The 20,512-nt window shown below is 52.4% G+C and carries 19 protein-coding genes; 11 read left to right on the forward strand and 8 right to left on the reverse strand.

Annotated features, from left to right (window positions below; all coding sequences use genetic code 11):
• Nucleotides 1-18: 18 nt before the first annotated feature.
• Together mobB and mobA are read right to left on the reverse strand one after the other, a co-directional pair.
• The gene (gene mobB, locus EKN38_RS20405) at nt 19-522 is read right to left on the reverse strand and encodes a molybdopterin-guanine dinucleotide biosynthesis protein MobB (RefSeq protein ID WP_063411865.1); all 504 of its coding nucleotides are present in this window, start codon (nt 520-522) and stop codon (nt 19-21) included.
• Nucleotides 519-1,103: a molybdenum cofactor guanylyltransferase MobA gene (gene mobA / locus EKN38_RS20410; protein WP_014833811.1), complete on the reverse strand. Its 585-nt coding sequence runs from the start codon at nt 1,101-1,103 to the stop codon at nt 519-521. The genes mobB and mobA overlap by 4 nt, the downstream gene beginning before the upstream one ends.
• A 68-nt stretch (nt 1,104-1,171) precedes the next feature.
• Between mobA and EKN38_RS20415 the strand changes: the two genes are divergently transcribed.
• The 3 genes from EKN38_RS20415 (at nt 1,172) to dsbA (ending at nt 3,154) form a co-directional block, all read left to right on the forward strand.
• The gene (locus EKN38_RS20415; RefSeq protein ID WP_013099387.1) at nt 1,172-1,441 is read left to right on the forward strand and encodes a YihD family protein; all 270 of its coding nucleotides are present in this window, start codon (nt 1,172-1,174) and stop codon (nt 1,439-1,441) included.
• A 75-nt stretch (nt 1,442-1,516) separates the two neighbouring features.
• Nucleotides 1,517-2,503, forward strand: a complete 987-nt coding sequence (locus EKN38_RS20420; RefSeq protein ID WP_014833810.1) for a serine/threonine protein kinase — start codon at nt 1,517-1,519, stop codon at nt 2,501-2,503.
• Between the two features lie 27 nt (nt 2,504-2,530).
• On the forward strand, nt 2,531-3,154 hold the full coding sequence (gene dsbA, locus EKN38_RS20425) for a thiol:disulfide interchange protein DsbA (protein WP_014833809.1): 624 nt from the start codon (nt 2,531-2,533) through the stop codon (nt 3,152-3,154).
• Nucleotides 3,155-3,177: 23 nt separating this feature from the next.
• On the opposite strand, the gene EKN38_RS20430 is transcribed toward dsbA, so the two are convergent.
• Entirely contained in the window at nt 3,178-4,086 is a 909-nt protein-coding gene (locus tag EKN38_RS20430) for an acyltransferase (RefSeq protein WP_014833808.1), read from the reverse strand.
• A 439-nt stretch (nt 4,087-4,525) separates the two neighbouring features.
• Here EKN38_RS20430 and polA point away from each other — a divergent pair, with 439 nt between their 5' ends.
• On the forward strand, nt 4,526-7,318 hold the full coding sequence (polA, locus tag EKN38_RS20435; protein WP_014833807.1) for a DNA polymerase I: 2,793 nt from the start codon (nt 4,526-4,528) through the stop codon (nt 7,316-7,318).
• Nucleotides 7,319-7,630: 312 nt separating this feature from the next.
• On the opposite strand, the gene yihA is transcribed toward polA, so the two are convergent.
• Nucleotides 7,631-8,260, reverse strand: coding sequence for a ribosome biogenesis GTP-binding protein YihA/YsxC (gene yihA / locus EKN38_RS20440; protein ID WP_014833806.1), 630 nt, complete (start codon nt 8,258-8,260; stop codon nt 7,631-7,633).
• Between the two features lie 578 nt (nt 8,261-8,838).
• Between yihA and yihI the strand changes: the two genes are divergently transcribed.
• Together yihI and hemN are read left to right on the forward strand one after the other, a co-directional pair.
• Nucleotides 8,839-9,354, forward strand: a complete 516-nt coding sequence (gene yihI, locus EKN38_RS20445) for a Der GTPase-activating protein YihI (RefSeq protein ID WP_014833805.1) — start codon at nt 8,839-8,841, stop codon at nt 9,352-9,354.
• Nucleotides 9,355-9,542: 188 nt separating this feature from the next.
• Nucleotides 9,543-10,916, forward strand: coding sequence for an oxygen-independent coproporphyrinogen III oxidase (gene hemN / locus EKN38_RS20450; RefSeq protein ID WP_014833804.1), 1,374 nt, complete (start codon nt 9,543-9,545; stop codon nt 10,914-10,916).
• 67 nt (nt 10,917-10,983) lie between these two features.
• Here the strand turns inward: hemN and EKN38_RS20455 are convergent, their stop codons facing one another.
• The 4 genes from EKN38_RS20455 to glnA form a co-directional block, all read right to left on the reverse strand.
• Nucleotides 10,984-11,094, reverse strand: a complete 111-nt coding sequence (locus tag EKN38_RS20455) for a YshB family small membrane protein (RefSeq protein WP_032670298.1) — start codon at nt 11,092-11,094, stop codon at nt 10,984-10,986.
• A 110-nt stretch (nt 11,095-11,204) separates the two neighbouring features.
• Nucleotides 11,205-12,617 carry a nitrogen regulation protein NR(I) gene (glnG, locus tag EKN38_RS20460; RefSeq protein WP_014833803.1) on the reverse strand — a complete coding sequence of 471 codons (1,413 nt, stop codon included), beginning with the start codon at nt 12,615-12,617 and terminating at the stop codon, nt 11,205-11,207.
• An 11-nt stretch (nt 12,618-12,628) separates the two neighbouring features.
• Nucleotides 12,629-13,678 (reverse strand): nitrogen regulation protein NR(II), encoded by a 1,050-nt coding sequence (glnL, locus tag EKN38_RS20465; protein WP_014833802.1) that lies wholly within the window; start codon nt 13,676-13,678, stop codon nt 12,629-12,631.
• 185 nt (nt 13,679-13,863) lie between these two features.
• The gene (gene glnA, locus EKN38_RS20475; RefSeq protein ID WP_008501856.1) at nt 13,864-15,273 is read right to left on the reverse strand and encodes a glutamate--ammonia ligase; all 1,410 of its coding nucleotides are present in this window, start codon (nt 15,271-15,273) and stop codon (nt 13,864-13,866) included.
• A 386-nt stretch (nt 15,274-15,659) separates the two neighbouring features.
• Here glnA and typA point away from each other — a divergent pair, with 386 nt between their 5' ends.
• The 5 genes from typA to fabY all read left to right on the forward strand — a co-directional run bounded on the left by typA (nt 15,660) and on the right by fabY (nt 20,509).
• Complete coding sequence (gene typA, locus EKN38_RS20480) at nt 15,660-17,483, forward strand: ribosome-dependent GTPase TypA (protein WP_014833801.1); 1,824 nt, start codon at nt 15,660-15,662, stop codon at nt 17,481-17,483.
• Between the two features lie 131 nt (nt 17,484-17,614).
• Nucleotides 17,615-18,214 (forward strand): glucose-1-phosphatase, encoded by a 600-nt coding sequence (gene yihX, locus EKN38_RS20485; RefSeq protein ID WP_014833800.1) that lies wholly within the window; start codon nt 17,615-17,617, stop codon nt 18,212-18,214.
• Nucleotides 18,208-19,089, forward strand: coding sequence for a virulence factor BrkB family protein (locus EKN38_RS20490; RefSeq protein ID WP_126522575.1), 882 nt, complete (start codon nt 18,208-18,210; stop codon nt 19,087-19,089). Before yihX ends, EKN38_RS20490 begins: the two co-directional genes overlap by 7 nt.
• Nucleotides 19,086-19,523 carry a D-aminoacyl-tRNA deacylase gene (gene dtd, locus EKN38_RS20495; RefSeq protein WP_014833798.1) on the forward strand — a complete coding sequence of 146 codons (438 nt, stop codon included), beginning with the start codon at nt 19,086-19,088 and terminating at the stop codon, nt 19,521-19,523. The genes EKN38_RS20490 and dtd overlap by 4 nt, the downstream gene beginning before the upstream one ends.
• A gap of 44 nt (nt 19,524-19,567) precedes the next feature.
• Nucleotides 19,568-20,509 (forward strand): fatty acid biosynthesis protein FabY, encoded by a 942-nt coding sequence (fabY, locus tag EKN38_RS20500; RefSeq protein ID WP_043951722.1) that lies wholly within the window; start codon nt 19,568-19,570, stop codon nt 20,507-20,509.
• The last annotated feature ends 3 nt before the right edge of the window (nt 20,510-20,512 follow it).

Consider the following 20,512-nt stretch of genomic DNA (forward strand, 5'->3'; position numbering starts at 1 on the left):
ACTCTGCGGGAGAGGGCATCAGACCGCACACCATCCCACAATAAACTCAGCAATCCTATCCTCATCATTTAAATCCAGCACCGGAACCTCAACATCGAGAGCGACATCGCTGGCCACCGCAATCACATGCTCATCCAGCGTTAACTCACTAACATCGTGCCCGGCATCACTTCTGAACAGCAGGATCTTTGCAACTGCTTCATGCTTAAACCCCTCAACCAGCACCAGATCCAGCGTGGAATGATCCATCCGACTGACCAGATACGCGAGATCCAGCGGTGCTTCATCAGGCGTTTCCGTCATCAATGCCCAGCGCTGATCACTTGCCACCATGGTTTGCGCGGCACCTGCCTTACGCAGTTCATAGCTGTCTTTTCCCGGTTTATCGACATCCATATTGTGGTGGGTATGTTTGATCAGTCCGGGGCGAATGCCTCTGGCACAAAGTGCGGGTATCAGCTTTTTAAGCAACGTCGTTTTCCCGGTACCACTCCAGGCTGCAATAGCTAAAACAGGCGTCATTTTTTCTCCTGCATGGTCTGTAAATCTTCCGTCGTATTCACGTTCACAAATGCAGATTTCCAGTCGCTAAAATCAATGGAATGGCCGCCTGACTGACGCATAAACACCATCACTCTTCGCTCTCCAGCTGTCAGATAATCCTGCAGCGCTGGAATTAATGTTCGATGAATCAACGTAATAGCAGGATGATCACGCTCACCGTCATGTACCCACACAACCGGCGCTACGCCACGAAACGTCATCAGACGCTCGACAAGACAAGAGGGAATAAACGGCGTATCGCACGGGCAGAAAACAAACCACTCTGCCAGAGACTGCTGCATAACCGAGAGCATGCCGGCCAACGGTCCGGGGTAATTCCCAAGAGTATCCTGATATACGGGGTATCCGCTGCGTTGATAAATATCGATATGGCGGTTGGCACTGATAGCCATTGCCGTAACCTGATCTGCAAGCGTATCAGCAACATGTTGCCATAATGGCTTACCGTTAAGGTGCAGAAGCCCCTTATCTTGTCCCCCCATGCGCGTTGCTCTGCCACCCGCCAGAACCACTCCGATGATTTCCTGACCCGGATTCACAAATATCGCCTCTTTTATTGTGGGATTGACCCTGCTAACGTGTCACTCTAAATGAAAGGAGCACCACCATGAAATGTAAACGTCTGAATGAAGTCATTGAACTCCTCCAGCCAGCCTGGCAAAAAGAGCCAGAGCTGAATCTGATGCAATTTTTACAGAAACTGGCGAAAGAGTCAGGTTTTGAAGGTGAACTGACAGACCTTTCTGACGATATCCTGATCTATCACCTCAAAATGCGTGACTCTGCCAAAGATGCTGTTATTCCTGGTATTCAGAAAGATTATGAGGAAGATTTTAAAACCGCATTGCTGCGCGCCCGAGGCGTAATTAAAGAGTAAAAGCTTGTAAGCGGCGGCACCGAAATCGCCACAAGATGATATCCTGAATCATTCGTATAATTTCCGGATGATCGGATGAACGACCAGGCTTTCACTTTCCAGACATTACACCCGGATACCATTATGGATGCGCTGTTTGAGCAGGGTATTCGGGTGGATTCCGGGCTAACCCCATTAAATAGCTACGAAAACCGCGTCTATCAATTCCAGGACGAGGATCGTCAGCGCTTCGTTGTGAAGTTCTATCGTCCCAAGCGCTGGTCCGCTGAACAAATTCAGGAAGAGCATCAGTTTGCTCACGATCTGCTGAATGATGAAGTTCCTGTTGCCGCCCCGATAAAATTCAATAACCAAACGCTGCTTATGCACGAAGGGTTTTACTACGCCGTATTTCCCAGTCTGGGGGGCCGCCAGTTTGAAGCGGACAATATCGACCAAATGGAGTGGGTTGCCCGCTATCTGGGGCGCATGCATCAGACGGGACGCAAAACGCCGTTTATTGCCCGTCCGACTATAGGTACTCAGGAATACCTTATTGAACCCCGTCAGGTCTTCGAAACCTCAGCGCTTATCCCCTCTGCGTTGAAGGACGCGTTTCTCAGCGCGACGGATAAACTTATTGGGGCGGTAAAAGCCTGCTGGCGCGATGATATTTCCGTTCTGCGTCTGCATGGTGATTGTCATGCCGGGAATATTCTCTGGCGCGATGGCCCTTTGTTTGTTGACCTCGATGATGCGCGGATGGGGCCGGCCGTGCAGGATTTGTGGATGCTGCTCAACGGCGACAAAGCCGAGCAACGTATGCAGCTTGAAACGATTATTGAAGCCTATGAAGAGTTTAGCCCTTTTAATTCAGACGAAATTGCCCTGATAGAGCCTTTACGCGCGATGCGTTTTGTTTATTATCTCGCATGGTTAATCAGGCGTTGGGATGACCCCGCATTTCCTCGTAATTTCCCGTGGCTTACCGGAGAGGATTACTGGCGTAGCCAGATATCCACATTTACTGAGCAGGTTAAGGTTCTTCAGGAGCCCCCTCTGCAATTAACGCCGATGTATTAATTGGACACACCCAGGAGAGAGTTAATCATGAAAAAAATTTGGCTGGCGCTGGCAGGTATGATTCTGGCATTTAGCGCTTCTGCAGCGCAGTTTACCGACGGCAAACAGTACATCACACTGGAAAAGCCCGTTGCTGGCGAGCCACAGGTTCTGGAGTTCTTTTCGTTCTATTGCCCACATTGCTACCAGTTCGAGCAGGTGCTGCATGTTTCTGACAACGTGAAGAAAAAGCTGCCGGAAGGCACCAAAATGACTAAATACCACGTAGAATTCCTGGGTCCATTGGGTAAAGACCTGACTCAGGCGTGGGCTGTTGCCATTGCACTGGGTGTGGAAGATAAGATCACTTCTCCAATGTTTGAAGCCGTTCAGAAAACCCAGACCGTTCAGACCACGGCTGATATCCGTAAAGTGTTCGTTGACGCTGGTGTGAAAGGTGAAGACTATGACGCTGCGTGGAACAGCTTTGTCGTGAAATCTCTGGTGGCTCAACAGGAAAAAGCTGCTGCCGATCTGCAACTGCAGGGCGTTCCGGCGATGTATGTTAACGGCAAATATCAGCTGAACATGCAGGGCATGGACACCAGCAGCATGGATATCTTCGTACAGCAGTACGCAGACACCGTGAAATACCTGGTCGAGAAGAAGTAAACCCAATGATATAAAAACGCCGGTCATTGACCGGCGTTTTTGTTTGAAGCTTTGATGTTCTCTATCTGCTCATCTTTCTCTTTCCAGAGCGTATTAAGCCAAAGCTGGAAACGACGTTTGAAGTTCTTATCGTTAACGTAATCCCCATGCAGTTCGGTATCAATTGGCACCAGATCGACACGAACAACAATACGCGTCAGCTTGCCGCTGAGCATATCGAAGAAAGGCGTCTTATCGTTTTCCGGATAGCAGAGCGTCACGTTCAGTAATTTATCGAACTGCGCCCCCAGCACGTTAAGCGCCATTGCAATTCCCGCCGCCTTGGGCGGCAGCAGGTTCTGGTATGGAGAGCGAGTCTGGAGACGCTTCTCGTCTGTAAACCGTGAGCCTTCGACAAAGTTCACAATTGTCGTTGGATGAGCGCGAAATTTCTCGCACGAACGTCGCGTCGTTTCCACATCTTTACCACGACGCTCCGGGTGACGAATCAAATAGCTGCGCGAATAGCGTTTCATAAATGGCATATCCAGCGCCCAGCAGGCCAGGCCGATAAAAGGTACCCAGGCCAGCTGTTGCTTCAGGAAGTATTTATTCATCGGGATATGCTTACGGAACAGCACGCATAGCACCACGATGTCGGCCCAGCTGTGGTGATTGCAGATCAGCAGATACCAGTTCTTTTTATTGAGTCTTTCGAGACCCTCAACGTCCCACTTAAGATGGGGGTTCAGGTACAGCAGGGTGGCTAACCCTTCGCACCAGCAGTACATCATGAAATTACAAAACGCCGACACGGCTCGCCAAACCGTAGGCAAAGGTAACAGCAATTTAATTATCCCGGCGATAATGATCGGTACAGAACAGGCGATCGTCACCAGAATAGTTAAAATGATGCTTAACAGTAATGTTATTGCAGCGAGCAATCTCGACATGATGAGCTTTTTCAAATAGTTAGCTGTAATTAAGCGACCGATTATTCGGTGCAGGGCGCTGATTTTATCAGAAATCAGACAAAATAATGGCGCTTTCATACTGTGACATGATGGCTTATCTCCCGCCGCAGAAGATTTCACTACAATTACGCCGCAAACGGGGTATATATCCACATATGCTATATTTTCATCATCAGGCAATATAAATCAGGGGTTGCATATAACAGCATGATAATTAAGTGTAAATTATATAGCCCTGTGAGATTGTAGCGTTTGTTATTCATATGAAGTGAAAGTATTCACAAAGTTATCCACAGATTTGTTTTTGCGAGCGATCCTCACGATCGCAAAATCTTTTCCTGTATCAGGCGCTAATAACTGATGTTTTCATCCTTCTGTGGCATCCTTTACCCATAAATTGATTAAAGGCACGGACATTATGGTTCAGATCCCAGAAAACCCTCTTATTCTCGTCGACGGCTCTTCTTACCTGTATCGGGCGTATCATGCGTTTCCTCCTCTGACCAATAGCGCAGGGGAACCTACCGGCGCGATGTACGGTGTGCTTAACATGCTGCGCAGCCTGATCCTTCAGTATCAGCCAACCCACGCGGCAGTCGTATTTGATGCGAAAGGCAAAACCTTCCGCGATGAGCTGTTTGAGCATTACAAATCCCACCGTCCGCCAATGCCTGACGATCTGCGTGCGCAGATTGAGCCGCTGCATGCGATGGTGAAAGCGATGGGTCTGCCACTGCTGGCGGTTTCAGGTGTGGAAGCGGATGACGTCATTGGCACTCTGGCCCGTGAAGCCGAAAAAATGGGCCGTCCGGTTCTCATCAGTACTGGTGATAAAGATATGGCGCAGCTGGTGACGCCAGGGATCACCCTGATTAACACCATGACCAACACCATCCTCGGCCCTGAAGAGGTGGTCGCAAAATATGGCGTGCCGCCAGAGCTGATTATCGACTTCCTCGCATTGATGGGCGATTCATCAGATAACATCCCGGGCGTGCCGGGCGTTGGCGAAAAAACGGCACAGGCGCTCCTTCAGGGACTGGGTGGGCTGGATACGCTGTATGCGGAGTCTGACAAAATCGCCGGGCTCTCCTTCCGTGGCGCAAAAACTATGGCCGGGAAGCTGGAAGAGAATAAAGAGGTGGCTTATCTCTCCTATAAGCTGGCGACGATTAAAACCGATGTTGAGCTGGAACTGGGATGTGAACAGCTAGAAGTGCAACAGCCATCAGCTGACGATCTGCTGGGTTTGTTTAAAAAATATGAATTTAAGCGCTGGACCACCGACGTGGAAGCCGGTAAATGGCTGCAGGCAAAAGGCGCCAAACCTGCAGCGAAGCCAAAAGAGACGATTGTCATCGATGCCGACGATCAGGCAGAAGAGGAAGCCGCTGCGCTCTCTTTTGAGCACTACGAAACCGTTCTTGAAGAGTCACAGCTGGTTGCCTGGATCGAGAAACTGAAAAAAGCGCCGGTGTTTGCTTTCGACACGGAAACCGACAGTCTGGATAACATTACCGCCAATATGGTGGGCCTGTCCTTTGCGACAGAGCCGGGTATCGCTGCTTATGTTCCCGTTGCACATGATTACCTGGACGCTCCGGAGCAACTCTCGCGCGAACGCGTGCTTGAGCTGCTTAAGCCGATTCTGGAAAACGACAAGGCGTTGAAGGTAGGGCAAAACCTCAAATACGACCGCGGTATTCTGCAAAACTATGGTATTGAGCTGCGCGGTATCGCGTTTGATACCATGCTGGAATCCTACATTCTGGACAGCGTAGCGGGTCGTCATGATATGGACTCCCTGTCTGACCGCTGGCTGAAGCACAAAACCATCACCTTCGAAGAGATTGCCGGAAAAGGCAAAAATCAGCTCACCTTTAACCAGGTTGCGCTGGAAGAGGCAGGACGCTACGCGGCAGAAGATGCCGACGTCACGCTGCAGTTGCATCTGAAAATGTGGCCAAAACTGCAGAAGCACGAAGGGCCGCTGAATGTGTTTCAGAACATCGAGATGCCGCTGGTACCTGTCCTTTCACGCATCGAGCGTAACGGCGTAAAAATCGACCCGACGGTACTGCATAACCACTCGGGTGAACTTGCCCAGCGTCTGACCGAACTTGAGCAAAAGGCGCATGAGCTTGCCGGTGAGCCGTTTAACCTCTCATCGCCAAAACAGCTGCAAACCATCCTGTTTGAAAAGCAGGGGATCAAACCGCTGAAGAAAACGCCAGGCGGTGCACCATCCACCTCGGAAGAGGTGCTGGAGGAGCTGGCGCTGGATTATCCACTGCCAAAAGTCATTCTGGAGTACCGTGGTCTGGCAAAGCTGAAATCGACTTACACCGATAAGCTGCCGCTGATGATCAACCCGAAAACGGGTCGTGTGCATACCTCATACCATCAGGCGGTGGCGGCTACTGGTCGACTCTCCTCGACCGATCCAAACCTGCAGAACATCCCGGTACGAAATGAAGAAGGGCGACGCATTCGTCAGGCGTTTATTGCGCCTGATGACTATCTGATTGTCTCTGCTGACTACTCGCAAATCGAGCTGCGCATTATGGCGCACCTCTCGCGTGATAAGGGGCTGCTGACAGCATTTGCCGAAGGGAAGGATATCCACCGGGCAACCGCCGCTGAAGTCTTCGGTCTGCCGCTGGACAGCGTGACAAACGAACAACGCCGCAGTGCGAAAGCAATCAACTTCGGCCTGATTTACGGCATGAGCGCCTTCGGTCTTTCACGCCAGCTCAATATTCCGCGTAAAGAGTCGCAGAAGTATATGGATCTCTACTTCGAGCGTTATCCGGGTGTACTGGAGTATATGGAACGCACCCGCGCTCAGGCGAAGGAGAAAGGCTACGTTGAAACCCTGGACGGTCGTCGTCTCTACCTACCTGACATCAAATCCAGCAATGCGGCGCGGCGTGCGGGCGCAGAACGTGCCGCAATCAACGCCCCGATGCAAGGAACCGCTGCTGACATTATCAAACGCGCAATGATTGCCGTGGATGCCTGGCTGGAAAAAGAGAAACCGCGTGTAAAAATGATCATGCAGGTACACGATGAACTGGTGTTCGAAGTGCACAAAGACGATCTCGTTAGCGTGTCGAAGAAGATCCACGAACTGATGGAAAGCAGCATGAAACTTGATGTGCCGTTGCTGGTGGAAGTGGGGAGTGGTGAAAACTGGGATCAGGCTCACTAACGGTTCGGCGAATAACGCGCTTTTTATGTAAGTTAGCAACATAACGACGTGCGTTTTGTGACGATCATTAGAATTCCCTATGTAAAGAATGAAAAAAAACTACAAAAAGTGCTTTTTCTACAGCAAAAAAAGGGGTAGAGTTAGCGGCGTAGGGTACAGAGGTAAGATGTTCTATCTTTCAGACCTTTTACTTCACGTAATCGGATTTGGCTGAATATTTTAGCCGCCCCAGTCAGTAATGACTGGGGCGTTTTTTATTGCGGCAAAGAAAATTTCAGATAAAAAAAAGCGCGGACATTTCCGCGCCGGGTATTACTCTTCTTCCGCTTCTGTCGCGGGTTCCAGCTCGTTGAACCAGCTATCGAGCTTCTGACGCAGCTTATCCACCCCCTGCTTTTTCAGCGAGGAGAACGGCTCAACCTGCACGTCACCATTGAAGGCCAGTACTGCTTCGCGAACCATATTCACCTGCGCTTTACGCGCGCCGCTCGCCAGCTTATCCGCTTTTGTCAGCAGCACCAGAACAGCAATATCACTTGCGACAGCCCAGTCGATCATCTGCTGATCAAGGTCTTTCAGCGGGTGACGGATATCCATCAGCACGACCAGACCTTTCAGGCACATGCGTTTTTCCAGGTATTCACCCAGCGCACGCTGCCACTTGATCTTCATCTCTTCCGGTACCTGCGCGTAACCGTACCCCGGTAAGTCGACCAGGCGTTTGCCTTCAGCCACTTCAAACAGGTTAATGAGCTGAGTTCGGCCAGGTGTTTTTGAGGTACGCGCCAGGCTCTTCTGATTGGTCAGCGTATTCAGCGCGCTGGATTTACCCGCATTCGAGCGGCCAGCAAAGGCCACTTCGATGCCGGTATCAGAAGGCAGGTGGCGAATATCGGGCGCACTGGTGACAAAATGCGTCTGTTGGTAGTTCCAGGTAGTCACGTGGTCGTCTCCAAAAATCGTAATCTGCGGGGGATTATACCTGAATGCGGGCAAAAGGCTTTTTTCATTGTACCTGGCCTGTAGGCTTAAGCCCTGGCCGATGTGAGAGATCGGCTATTAATACTATGGGAGATTTCAGAGAAATCGCAGGTGTAAAAAAATACAAACTGTTTTAAATCATAGGATTAATATTGAGTCATTATCTGAAAATCCGTTTTTGTACTCTTTCGTTGCTTGTTAGTTTAACTGAACAAGGTAAAGTGTGCGTCAAGGCGGGGGTGCCAACAGGATAAGGACTTAGGGATAAGGGTCAGGAGCGCCAGGAGGCGAAGACGCAGGATTGTCAGGATGACCAGCGCCTGGAGGCGTTTTAACAGGAAAGGGAACCGTACACGGACGGTATCAGCCAAAGGATAAACAGGGTTTGTTGTAGGCAAACACGGAATGTCTGACCCGTTAAGGGTTGTGAGTCAGGAAAAAAGGCGACAGATTGCTCTGTCGCCTTTTTTCTTTGCTTGCTTTCTGCTAGATTTCGCCGCAATTCTATACTGAAGAAAACGACTTAAAGATAAAATATCATGAAAAAACCGACCTCTGCAGCGGGCGCTAAACGCCCTGCCAAAGCACGCCGCAAAACGCGCGAAGAACTGAACCAGGAAGCGCGCGATCGCAAACGCGATAAAAAACATCGCGGTCATGCTGCGGGTAGCCGTGCAAACGGTGGCGGTGCATCTGGCGCTTCTGCGAAAAATAAGCCGCAGAAAGATCCGCGTATCGGCAGTAAAACTCCCATTCCACTGGGCGTGACAGACACCCCGGTCACTAAGCAGCACAAACCAAAGAGCGAGAAACCTATGCTTTCACCGCAGGCTGAGCTGGATTTGCTGGAGAACGATGAGCGCCTGGACGCGCTGCTGGAACGTCTTGAAGAGGGTGAAACCCTGACCGCCGAAGAGCAGTCATGGGTGGATGCCAAACTGGATCGCATCGATGAACTGATGCAGAAGCTGGGCCTGTCATACGACGATGACGAAGACGAAGAAGAAGACGAAAAGCAGGAAGATATGATGCGTCTTCTGAAGGGTGGAAACTAACATTTGCACCCGGCAGGAACGATAGTCCTGCTTATAACCCTTCCGGTTATATGTTATCTGGTGTGGTTATTCGTTAAACTACGGCGGTTGTCGCGGCGACAGAAGTGGCTGCGCACCCGAATGATGGTCCGCAATGGGGCCAGAACGGGCCGCCGTATACGAACGCGACACCAACGGAAGGAGTGAGCATGTCTGTACCATCTATCGACTGGGATTTGGCCCTGATCCAGAAGTATAACTATTCCGGGCCGCGTTATACGTCATACCCTACCGCGCTGGAATTCTCTGATGCCTTCGGCGAGGGGGAGTTTCAGCAGGCTATCGCGCGCTATCCAGAGCGCCCGCTGTCGCTCTACGTCCATATTCCGTTCTGCCATAAACTCTGCTACTTCTGTGGCTGCAATAAAATCGTCACCCGTCAGCAACATAAAGCCGATCAGTATCTGGATGCGCTGGAGCAGGAAATTTTGCACCGCGCGCCGTTGTTTACTGGTCGTCACGTCAGCCAGCTTCACTGGGGCGGCGGTACGCCAACCTATCTGAATAAAGCACAGATCAGCCGCTTGATGGCGCTTTTACGCGGCAACTTCAATTTTAAGGAAGATGCAGAAATCTCGATCGAGGTCGATCCGCGAGAAATCGAGCTGGATGTGCTGGATCATTTACGTGCCGAAGGCTTCAATCGCCTGAGTATGGGCGTGCAGGACTTCAATAAAGAGGTCCAGCGTCTGGTGAACCGCGAGCAGGACGAAGAATTTATCTTTGCCTTACTCAACCATGCGCGTGAAATTGGTTTCACCTCAACCAATATCGACCTGATATACGGCCTGCCAAAGCAGACGCCGGACAGCTTTGCTTTCACGCTTAAACGCGTAGCCGAACTCAACCCGGACCGCCTGAGCGTATTTAACTATGCGCATCTGCCGACGCTCTTTGCCGCGCAGCGCAAAATCAAAGATGCCGATCTGCCTTCTGCTCAACAGAAGCTGGATATTCTGCAGGAAACCATTACCTCGCTGACCGAAACCGGCTATCAGTTTATTGGCATGGATCACTTTGCCCGTCCGGATGACGAGCTGGCCATTGCTCAGCGCGAAGGGGTACTGCATCGTAACTTCCAGGGTTACACCACCCAGGGCGATACCGATTTGCTGGGGATGGGCGTTTCCGCCATCAGCATGATTGGTGACTGCTACGCGCAGAACCAGAAAGAGTTGAAGCTCTACTATCAGCAGGTGGATGAAAAGGGCAACGCGCTGTGGCGCGGCATCGCGTTAACACGTGACGACTGCATTCGTCGTGATGTGATTAAGGCGCTTATCTGCAACTTCCGTCTCGATTTCAGCGACGTTGAGTCGCTGTGGGATCTGCACTTCAGCGATTATTTTGCAGAAGACCTGAAGCTCCTGGCGCCGCTGGCGAAAGACGGGCTGGTGGATGTGTCGGAGAGAGCGATTGAGGTCACGCCGAAAGGGCGTTTGTTGATTCGTAATATCTGCATGTGCTTTGACGCTTACCTTCGCCAGAAAGCGCGTCTGCAGCAGTTCTCGCGGGTGATTTAAGCCGCAAAAGCGCGAAACGTAGGCCGGGTAAGGCGAAGCCGCCACCCGGCTTTTACATTTTTACCCGCTAGCTAAACAGCCCAACCAGCGCCGCACACAACACAGCAGCAACTGCGGTTTGCGGCGTGTGGCTTTCAGCTGCTCCGCTAGAGAGCATATTGACTAATGTTTCCAGCATGATGTTCACCCCCAATTTCCGGGCACGATCATACAAAACTCATCGACACAGTAAAGCGCAAAATAACGGCAATTTGCGCTCAATTAATAATCTTTACACAGAAGTGAAAATCACTCCATTCCCAGCTCTTTAAGCTTGCGTGTCAGGGTATTACGTCCCCATCCCAGCAGGCGGGCTGCTTCCTGTTTATGGCCCTGCGTATGACGGAGCGCGGTGGTTAACAACGTGCGTTCCATCTCCGGCTGCGCCTCAGAAAGCAAATTTTGATGACCGGAACGCAGTGCGCGGTCGGCCCACTGTGCCAGCAGCGTCGCCCAGCTGTCCGGCAGCGCATGGCCTGTGCTGCTTTCGGGCGCGGTCGCTTCAAACAGCTCAGCCGGTAAATCCTGAATCAATACCTCCTGTCCGGCGGCCATGACGGTGAGCCAGCGGCAGGTGTTTTCCAGCTGACGCACGTTCCCCGGCCAGGCCAGGCGGGTGAGGGCGGCATCGGTTTCCGGGTGAAGCAGTTTAGCTTCTACACCCAGTTCACGCGCGGCAACCTGCAGGAAGTGACGTGCCAGGCGAGGGATATCTTCACGGCGTTCACGTAATGGCGGCAGATGGACGCGAATAACGTTCAGGCGATGGAATAAATCCTCACGGAATTTACCCTCCTGCACGCGCTGCTCCAGATTCTGGTGTGTCGCGGCAATAATGCGCACATCCACTTTTACTGGCGCATAACCGCCTACGCGATAAAACTGTCCGTCGGCCAGCACACGCAGAAGGCGGGTCTGAACATCCAGAGGCATATCACCAATTTCATCCAGGAACAACGTTCCCCCATCTGCCTGTTCGAAGCGGCCCTGACGAATAGTATTTGCCCCGGTAAAGGCGCCTTTCTCGTGGCCGAACAGTTCGGATTCAATCAAATCCTTCGGGATCGCCGCCATATTGAGGGCGATAAACGGCGCTTTTGCCCGCGGGCTGTGGCGATGTAGGGCGTGCGCGACCAGCTCTTTCCCGGTTCCCGATTCACCATTGATCAGTACGCTGATGGACGAACGCGACAGACGGCCAATAATGCGAAACACATCCTGCATGGCCGGTGCTTCGCCAATGATGTCCGTGGTAGGGCCGAAATCGGGGGCATTACGGGGCTGTTGCTGCTCCTGGTAATGGCTAATGGCACGCTCAACCAGCGCGACCGCTTCGTCGATATCAAACGGTTTGGGCAGGTAATCGAATGCCCCTTGCTGATAGGCGCTCACGGCGGCATCCAGATCGGAGTGTGCCGTCATTATGATGACCGGAAGCATCGGGTGGCGTTGTTTGATCTGCTTTAAAAGCGCCAGCCCGTCCATACCCGGCATACGAATATCCGACAGCAGAACATCCGGCGTTTTGGTGGTGAGTGCGTCGAGCACTTCGCTGCCGCTCTCAAACGTCGTGCAGCTTAATCCCGCTCCTGTGAGCGCGCGTTCAAGCACCCAACGGATGGAGCTATCGTCATCGACTACCCAGACTATCCCTCGTTGCATAAACGTCACCTTTATTTTTTAATCGGCAGGAAAACCGAAAACTCGGTATGTCCCGGCCAACTGGTAAATTCAATTTTTCCAGAGTGTTGATCGATCAAACTGCGGGCAATGGATAACCCCAGCCCGGTACCGCCTTCGCGACCGCTGACCATCGGGTAGAACAGGGTGTCCTGCAGATGAGACGGGATCCCCGGCCCGTTATCCTCAACGTCGATGCGTGCCGCCAGCCGATAGCGCACGCCATGCAAGGTGAGCTGGAAAGCGGTACGGGTACGCAAAATGATTTCGCCGCCTTCCGGTCCCAGAGCCTGCAGCGCATTACGCACAATATTCAACAGGACCTGCTCAATCTGGTCCGGATCGTGCGCCAGTTCCGGCAGGCTGGGGTCATAATCCCGCACCAGGGTGACGTTCTCCGGCAGCTCCATCGAAACGAGTTTCACCACCCGCTCAGCGACTTTATGAATGCTTTCTGAAACGTGCATGCCTGGCTGTTGCGGCCCGAGGAGGCGGTCAACCAGGTTGCGCAGACGGTCGGCCTGCTCAATGATGACGTTGGTATACTCCGCCAGCGCAGGGTCCGGCAGCGCTTTGGTTAACAGCTGCGCCGCCCCGCGTAATCCGCCCAGCGGATTTTTGATTTCATGCGCCAGGCCCCGCACCAGATCGCGGGCGGCAATTTGCTGCGCATGTTGAAGTTGCTCCTGGCTCAGTCGGCGCTGATTGTCCATCGGCGCCATTTCGAGCAGGATCAGCCCTTCAGGAAGACGTTGCGCGGTAAGCGACAAAATATGCGAGCGCCCGTCGATGACCAGCGTCACTTCGTTATCGGTGAACCCCTGACCGGCCTGCAGACTTTCCTGCATCAGGCCAATGTTCAGCGAAAAATAACTCAATAATTCTGGCAGCGGAGTGCCAAACAGTTTGCGTGCGCTTTGGGCGAGCAGTTGCTGCGCCGCCGGGTTGGCGTAATGAACAGCCAGCTCGTCGTCGACCAGCAAAATGCTGTTAATTAACGAATTGAGGATCTGCCCAGCATCGGGCAGCGTGCCAGTTGCCATTCAGCAGTCTCCTGGAGTTGGTTGCACTAATTTAGTGCAGTATAGCTTTTTCGTCGTAAAAAGCGCGTGAGATCAGGTTGTTGGTGGAGAAAAAAGCCCATCCGGAGATGGGCTGAAAGTTTCCACGGCAACAAAAAAAAGCTTTCGGGGCCGCGCCTGAAGAGTGGCGCGAAACCCGTTGTAACTTAAACGCTGTAGTACAGTTCGAATTCAACCGGATGCGGAGTCATGCGCACGCGGTCGTTCTCTTCAGTACGCAGGGCGATGTAGGCATCGATAGCGTCATCAGTGAATACGCCACCCGCAGTCAGGAACTCGCGGTCTGCGTCCAGCGCCTGCAGGGCTTCTTCCAGAGAGCCAGCAACCTGTGGGATCTCTTTCGCTTCTTCTGGTGGCAGGTCGTACAGGTTTTTGTCCATCGCTTCGCCTGGGTGGATCTTGTTCTTGATACCGTCCAGACCGGCCATCAGCAGTGCTGCGAAGCACAGGTATGGGTTAGCCGCTGGATCCGGGAAGCGCACTTCGATACGACGCGCTTTAGGAGAAGCCACCACCGGGATACGGATAGAAGCAGAACGGTTACGTGCAGAGTAAGCCAGCATAACAGGTGCTTCGTAGCCTGGGACCAGACGCTTGTAAGAGTTGGTGGTTGGGTTCGCCAGGGCGTTGATCGCTTTAGCGTGTTTGATTACGCCGCCAATGTAGTACAGCGCCTGCTCAGACAGACCTGCATATTTGTCACCAGAGAACAGGTTGGTACCGTTCTTGGACAGGGACATGTGGCAGTGCATACCGGAACCGTTGTCGCCAAACATTGGTTTTGGCATGAAGGTCGCGGTTTTACCGAAACGGTGCGCAACGTTGTGCACAACGTATTTGTAGATCTGAATTTCGTCCGCTTTTTTGGTCATGGTGTTGAAGCGGGTTGCCACTTCGTTCTGACCCGCAGTCGCCACTTCGTGGTGGTGAGCTTCTACCACCAGGCCCATCTCTTCCATCACCAGACACATGGTGGAACGAATGTCCTGTGCGGAATCGACCGGAGGAACCGGGAAGTAACCGCCTTTCACGCCAGGACGGTGACCTTTGTTACCACCTTCGTATTTGGTGGAGGAGTTCCATGCACCTTCGATGTCGTCGATAGCCACGTGGGAGCCAGAGATAGAGGCACCGAAACGAATGTCATCGAACAGGAAGAATTCTGGTTCTGGTCCGAACAGAACGGTGTCTGCGATGCCAGTAGAACGCAGGTACTCTTCAGCGCGTTTAGCGATGGAGCGTGGGTCGCGGTCGTAGCCCTGCAGCGTGCCTGGCTCGAGGATATCACAACGGATGATCAGGGTTGGCTCTTCGAAGAATGGATCAATGACCGCCGTGGTCGCGTCTGGCATCAGAACCATGTCAGATTCGTTAATGCCTTTCCAGCCACCAATGGAGGAGCCGTCAAACATTTTGCCTTCTTCAAAGAATTCGGCGTTTACCTGATGAGCAGGAATTGTGACGTGCTGTTCTTTACCTTTGGTATCAGTGAAGCGCAGATCAACAAACTTCACTTCATGTTCGTTCAGCATCGTCAAAACGTGTTCAGCGGACATACTTAACTCTCCAGATTGGTCATTGTCGTCGTGGTAACGAGGTCTTCAACTTCTATCAAGGTGGCTATGAGGCCATCTTTTTGCCGTATTTTTATAAAGCGAAATCTGTGCCAACTTTTAAAACACCCCAAAAAGGCGTTATCATGCGCACCATAGTGCAAAAGTGCTGCACCACAATGGTTATGTTGCACCAGTATAGTGCTTCAGTGTGAACACTGAGCACCATATTGGTGCAATTTTCGTTAAAGTGCCCTTTTTACGCTCCGTGAAAGCGATCACAAAGCATCTCTGCAATACTTGTTTGCGGGGGATGTTTGTGATCCTGTTTTGTAGTGCGATTAATCCGTGTACAATAACGCGCTATTTCTAATGCCTGAGGCAAAGTTGTGATCGAAAATTTGCGTAACATCGCCATCATCGCGCACGTTGACCATGGTAAAACTACCCTGGTTGATAAGCTGCTGCAGCAATCCGGTACGTTTGATGCTCGTGCCGAAACTCAAGAGCGTGTGATGGACTCCAACGATTTGGAGAAAGAGCGTGGGATTACCATCCTCGCGAAAAACACCGCTATCAAATGGAATGACTACCGTATCAACATCGTTGATACCCCAGGGCACGCCGACTTCGGTGGTGAAGTTGAGCGCGTGATGTCCATGGTGGATTCCGTGCTGCTGGTGGTTGACGCCTTTGACGGCCCAATGCCGCAAACGCGTTTCGTGACCAAAAAAGCATTTGCCCATGGCCTGAAGCCTATTGTTGTTATCAACAAGGTTGACCGTCCTGGCGCACGTCCTGACTGGGTTGTTGATCAGGTGTTCGACCTGTTCGTTAACCTTGATGCGACCGACGAGCAGCTGGACTTCCCTATCATCTACGCTTCGGCGCTGAATGGTATTGCGGGTCTGGATCACGAAAATATGGCGGAAGACATGACCCCGCTGTATCAGGCGATTGTCGATCACGTACCGGCTCCGGATGTTGATCTCGATGGTCCACTGCAGATGCAGATCTCCCAGCTGGACTACAACAACTACGTTGGCGTTATCGGTATCGGCCGCATCAAGCGCGGTAAAGTGAAGCCGAACCAGCAGGTTACTATCATCGATAGCGAAGGCAAAACCCGTAACGGTAAAGTGGGCAAAGTGCTGACTCACCTGGGTCTGGAGCGTATCGACAGCGATCTGGCTGAAGCGGGCGACATCATCGCGATCACCGGTCTGGGCGAGCTGAACATCTCTGACACCATCTGCGACCCGCAGAACGTGGAAGCGCTGCCAGCCCTGTCTGTTGATGAACCGACGGTAACCATGTTCTTCAACGTCAACACCTCTCCGTTCTGTGGTAAAGAAGGTAAATTCGTTACCTCTCGTCAGATCCTTGACCGCCTGAACAAAGAGCTGGTGCATAACGTTGCGCTGCGCGTTGAAGAAACCGAAGACGCTGATGCATTCCGCGTTTCCGGTCGTGGTGAGCTGCACCTGTCTGTTCTGATCGAAAACATGCGTCGTGAAGGTTTCGAAATGGCGGTTTCCCGTCCGAAAGTTATCTTCCGCGAGATCGACGGCCGTAAACAAGAGCCGTTCGAAAACGTAACGCTGGACGTTGAAGAGCAGCACCAGGGTTCTGTGATGCAGGCTCTGGGTGAGCGTAAAGGCGACCTGAAAAACATGAATCCAGATGGCAAAGGCCGCGTACGTCTCGACTACGTGATCCCAAGCCGTGGCCTGATCGGCTTCCGTTCTGAGTTCATGACCATGACTTCCGGTACCGGTCTGCTGTACTCCACCTTCAGCCACTACGACGACGTACGTCCGGGCGAAGTGGGCCAGCGTAACAACGGCGTGCTGATCTCCAACGGTCAGGGTAAAGCGGTTGCGTTTGCGCTGTTCGGTCTGCAGGATCGCGGTAAGCTGTTCCTGGGTCACGGTGCTGAAGTGTATGAAGGCCAGATCATCGGTATTCACAGTCGTTCTAACGACCTGACTGTAAACTGCCTGACCGGTAAGAAACTGACCAACATGCGTGCGTCCGGTACTGACGAAGCAACGGTTCTGGTTCCACCGATCAAGATGACGCTGGAGCAGGCTCTGGAATTCATCGATGACGACGAACTGGTAGAAGTGACTCCACTGTCTATCCGTATCCGTAAACGTCACCTGACCGAGAACGATCGTAAACGTGCAATGCGCGGTGCGAAAGAAGAGTAATACACTCCTCTCTGGTCAACAAAACCCCGTCCTTGTGGCGGGGTTTTTCTTTTTCTACCCTGTGCGTACTTCATAGCCAAAGCTTATCTTTCCCGCTACAGTTACTTTTCCACGGCGAGCAGGAGATAAACATGCTTTATATCTTTGACTTAGGAAATGTAATCGTCGATATCGATTTCAATCGGGTGCTGGGCGCATGGAGCGATTTTAGCCGTGTCCCGCTGGCGACGTTAAAACAGAGTTTCGCCATGGGCGAGACATTCCATCAGCATGAACGGGGTGAGATCAGCGATGAAGTGTTTGCTGAACGTCTGTGCCAGGAAATGGATCTGCCGTTAAGCTACGAACAGTTCTCCCACGGCTGGCAGGCTGTATTTGTCGCTATCCGCCCTGAGGTTATCGACATCATGCATAAACTTCGCGAGCAGGGTCACCGGGTCGTCGTGCTGTCGAATACCAACCGCCTGCACACCACGTTCTGGCCTGAAGAATACCCTGAAGTTAAGGCTGCGGCAGACAAAATCTATCTCTCTCAGGAGATGGGGATGCGTAAACCCGAAGCGCGAATTTATCAGGCTGTTCTGCAAGCGGAAGGATTCTCCGCGTCCGATGCGGTCTTTTTCGATGACAATGCCGATAATATAGAGGGAGCTAACCAGTTGGGTATTACGTCAATTCTGGTGACCGGAAAAGAGACGATACCGAACTACTTTGCGAAGCAGTTATGCTAAAAACCGTTCATCAAAAAGCCACGCACCATACTCGCCCGCTCAGGGCATGGCTAAAACTCCTCTGGCACCGTATTGATGAGGACAACATGACCACGTTGGCGGGTAACCTCGCCTACGTGTCGTTGCTCTCCCTGGTACCGCTGGTGGCGGTTATTTTTGCGCTTTTTTCCGCCTTTCCGATGTTTGCGGACGTCAGCCTGCAACTGCGTCATTTTGTCTTTGCGAATTTTATCCCTGCAACCGGGGATGTTATCCAGAACTACATTGAGCAGTTCGTTGCCAACTCCAGCAAGATGACGGCTGTGGGGACGTGCGGCCTTATCGTCACGGCGCTGCTGCTGATGTATTCCATCGACAGTGCGCTTAATACTATCTGGCGGAGCAAAAAAATCCGCCCGAAGGTCTATTCCTTTGCTGTTTACTGGATGATTTTAACCCTCGGCCCGTTGCTGGCGGGGGCGAGCCTCGCGATCAGCTCCTATCTGCTTTCGCTGCGTTGGGCCAGCGATCTCAATGGTGCCATTGATAACGTTTTACGTATTTTCCCGCTGATTTTATCGTGGCTCTCTTTCTGGCTGCTCTACAGTGTGGTGCCGACCACGCGCGTGCCGAACCGTGATGCGGTTGTCGGGGCGCTGGTGGCTGCAGTGCTCTTCGAACTGGGCAAGAAGGGGTTTGCCCTTTACATCACCATGTTCCCCTCCTATCAGCTGATTTATGGCGTGCTGGCGGTGATCCCCATTTTGTTTGTCTGGGTTTACTGGACCTGGTGTATCGTCTTGCTTGGTGCGGAAATAACTGTCACTCTCGGCGTATACCGCGAACTTAAAAAAGCAGCAGAAGCTGAAAAACAACAAGAAGCAGACCAACCATGATTGCATTGATACAGCGCGTAACCCGTGCCAGCGTCACCGTGGAGGGAGAGGTGACGGGTGAAATTGGCCCAGGACTTTTGGTGTTGTTAGGTGTCGAAAAGGATGACGACGAACAAAAAGCCAACCGCTTATGTGAACGCGTGCTGGGCTACCGTATCTTTAGCGATGCGGAAGGCAAGATGAACCTCAACGTTCAGCAATCGGGCGGGAGCGTGCTGGTGGTTTCCCAGTTCACGCTGGCCGCCGATACCGAACGCGGCATGCGCCCGAGTTTCTCAAAAGGTGCGGCCCCGGATCGGGCAGAAGCGCTTTACGACTACTTTGTTGAGCGTTGTCGCCAACAGGAAATGAATACGCAAACCGGACGATTTGCTGCAGATATGCAGGTATCGCTGGTGAACGATGGCCCCGTCACATTCTGGCTCCAGGTATGAGCCAACTGGCGGCGTGGCCGCGGGTAACAAGAGAGAGTACAGCTATGTATCACCTTCGAGTACCGCAAACGGAAGAAGAGTTAGAAGCTTATTACCAGTTCCGCTGGGAAATGCTGCGCAAGCCATTACATCAGCCTAAAGGGTCTGAGCGCGACGCCTGGGACGCCATGGCACATCACCAGATGGTGATGGACGAAGAGGGTAACCTCGTTGCCGTCGGGCGTCTGTATATTAACGCCGATAACGAAGCCTCTATTCGTTTTATGGCGGTTCATCCCTCCGTGCAGGATAAAGGGCTAGGCACGCTGATGGCGATGACCCTGGAGTCTGTGGCTCGTCAGGAAGGTGTCAAACGCGTGACCTGTAGCGCCCGCGAAGATGCCGTTGAGTTCTTCGCTAAACTCGGTTTTGTTAACCAGGGCGAAATTACGACCCCGCAAACCACGCCGATTCGTCACTTTCTGATGATCAAACCCATCGCCACGCTGGATGACATTCTCCATCGCGCCGACTGGTGCGGGCAGTTACAGCAAGCCTGGTATCAGCACATCCCTCTGAGTGAAAAGATGGGGGTGCGAATTCAGCAGTACACCGGGCAAAAATTCATTACCACCATGCCGGAAACCGGCAACCAGAACCCGCACCACACGCTGTTTGCTGGCAGCCTGTTTTCGCTGGCCACACTCACCGGCTGGGGGCTTATCTGGCTGATGCTGCGTGAACGTCACCTTGGCGGCACGATCATCCTGGCAGATGCCCATATTCGCTACAGCGCACCGATAAGCGGCAAGCCCAGTGCCGTAGCCGATCTCGGTTCCCTGGGCGGCGATCTTGACCGTCTGGCGCGCGGCCGCAAAGCCCGTGTACAGATGCAGGTTGAACTCTTTGGCGATGAAGCCCCAGGCGCGGTGTTTGAAGGCACCTATATCGTTCTCCCTGCGAAGCCCTTTGGCGCGTATGAAGAGGGCGGGAACGAGGAGGAATAAGGT

Source organism: Enterobacter sp. WCHEn045836 (genome assembly GCF_003965585.1).
Taxonomy (GTDB): domain Bacteria; phylum Pseudomonadota; class Gammaproteobacteria; order Enterobacterales; family Enterobacteriaceae; genus Enterobacter; species Enterobacter dissolvens.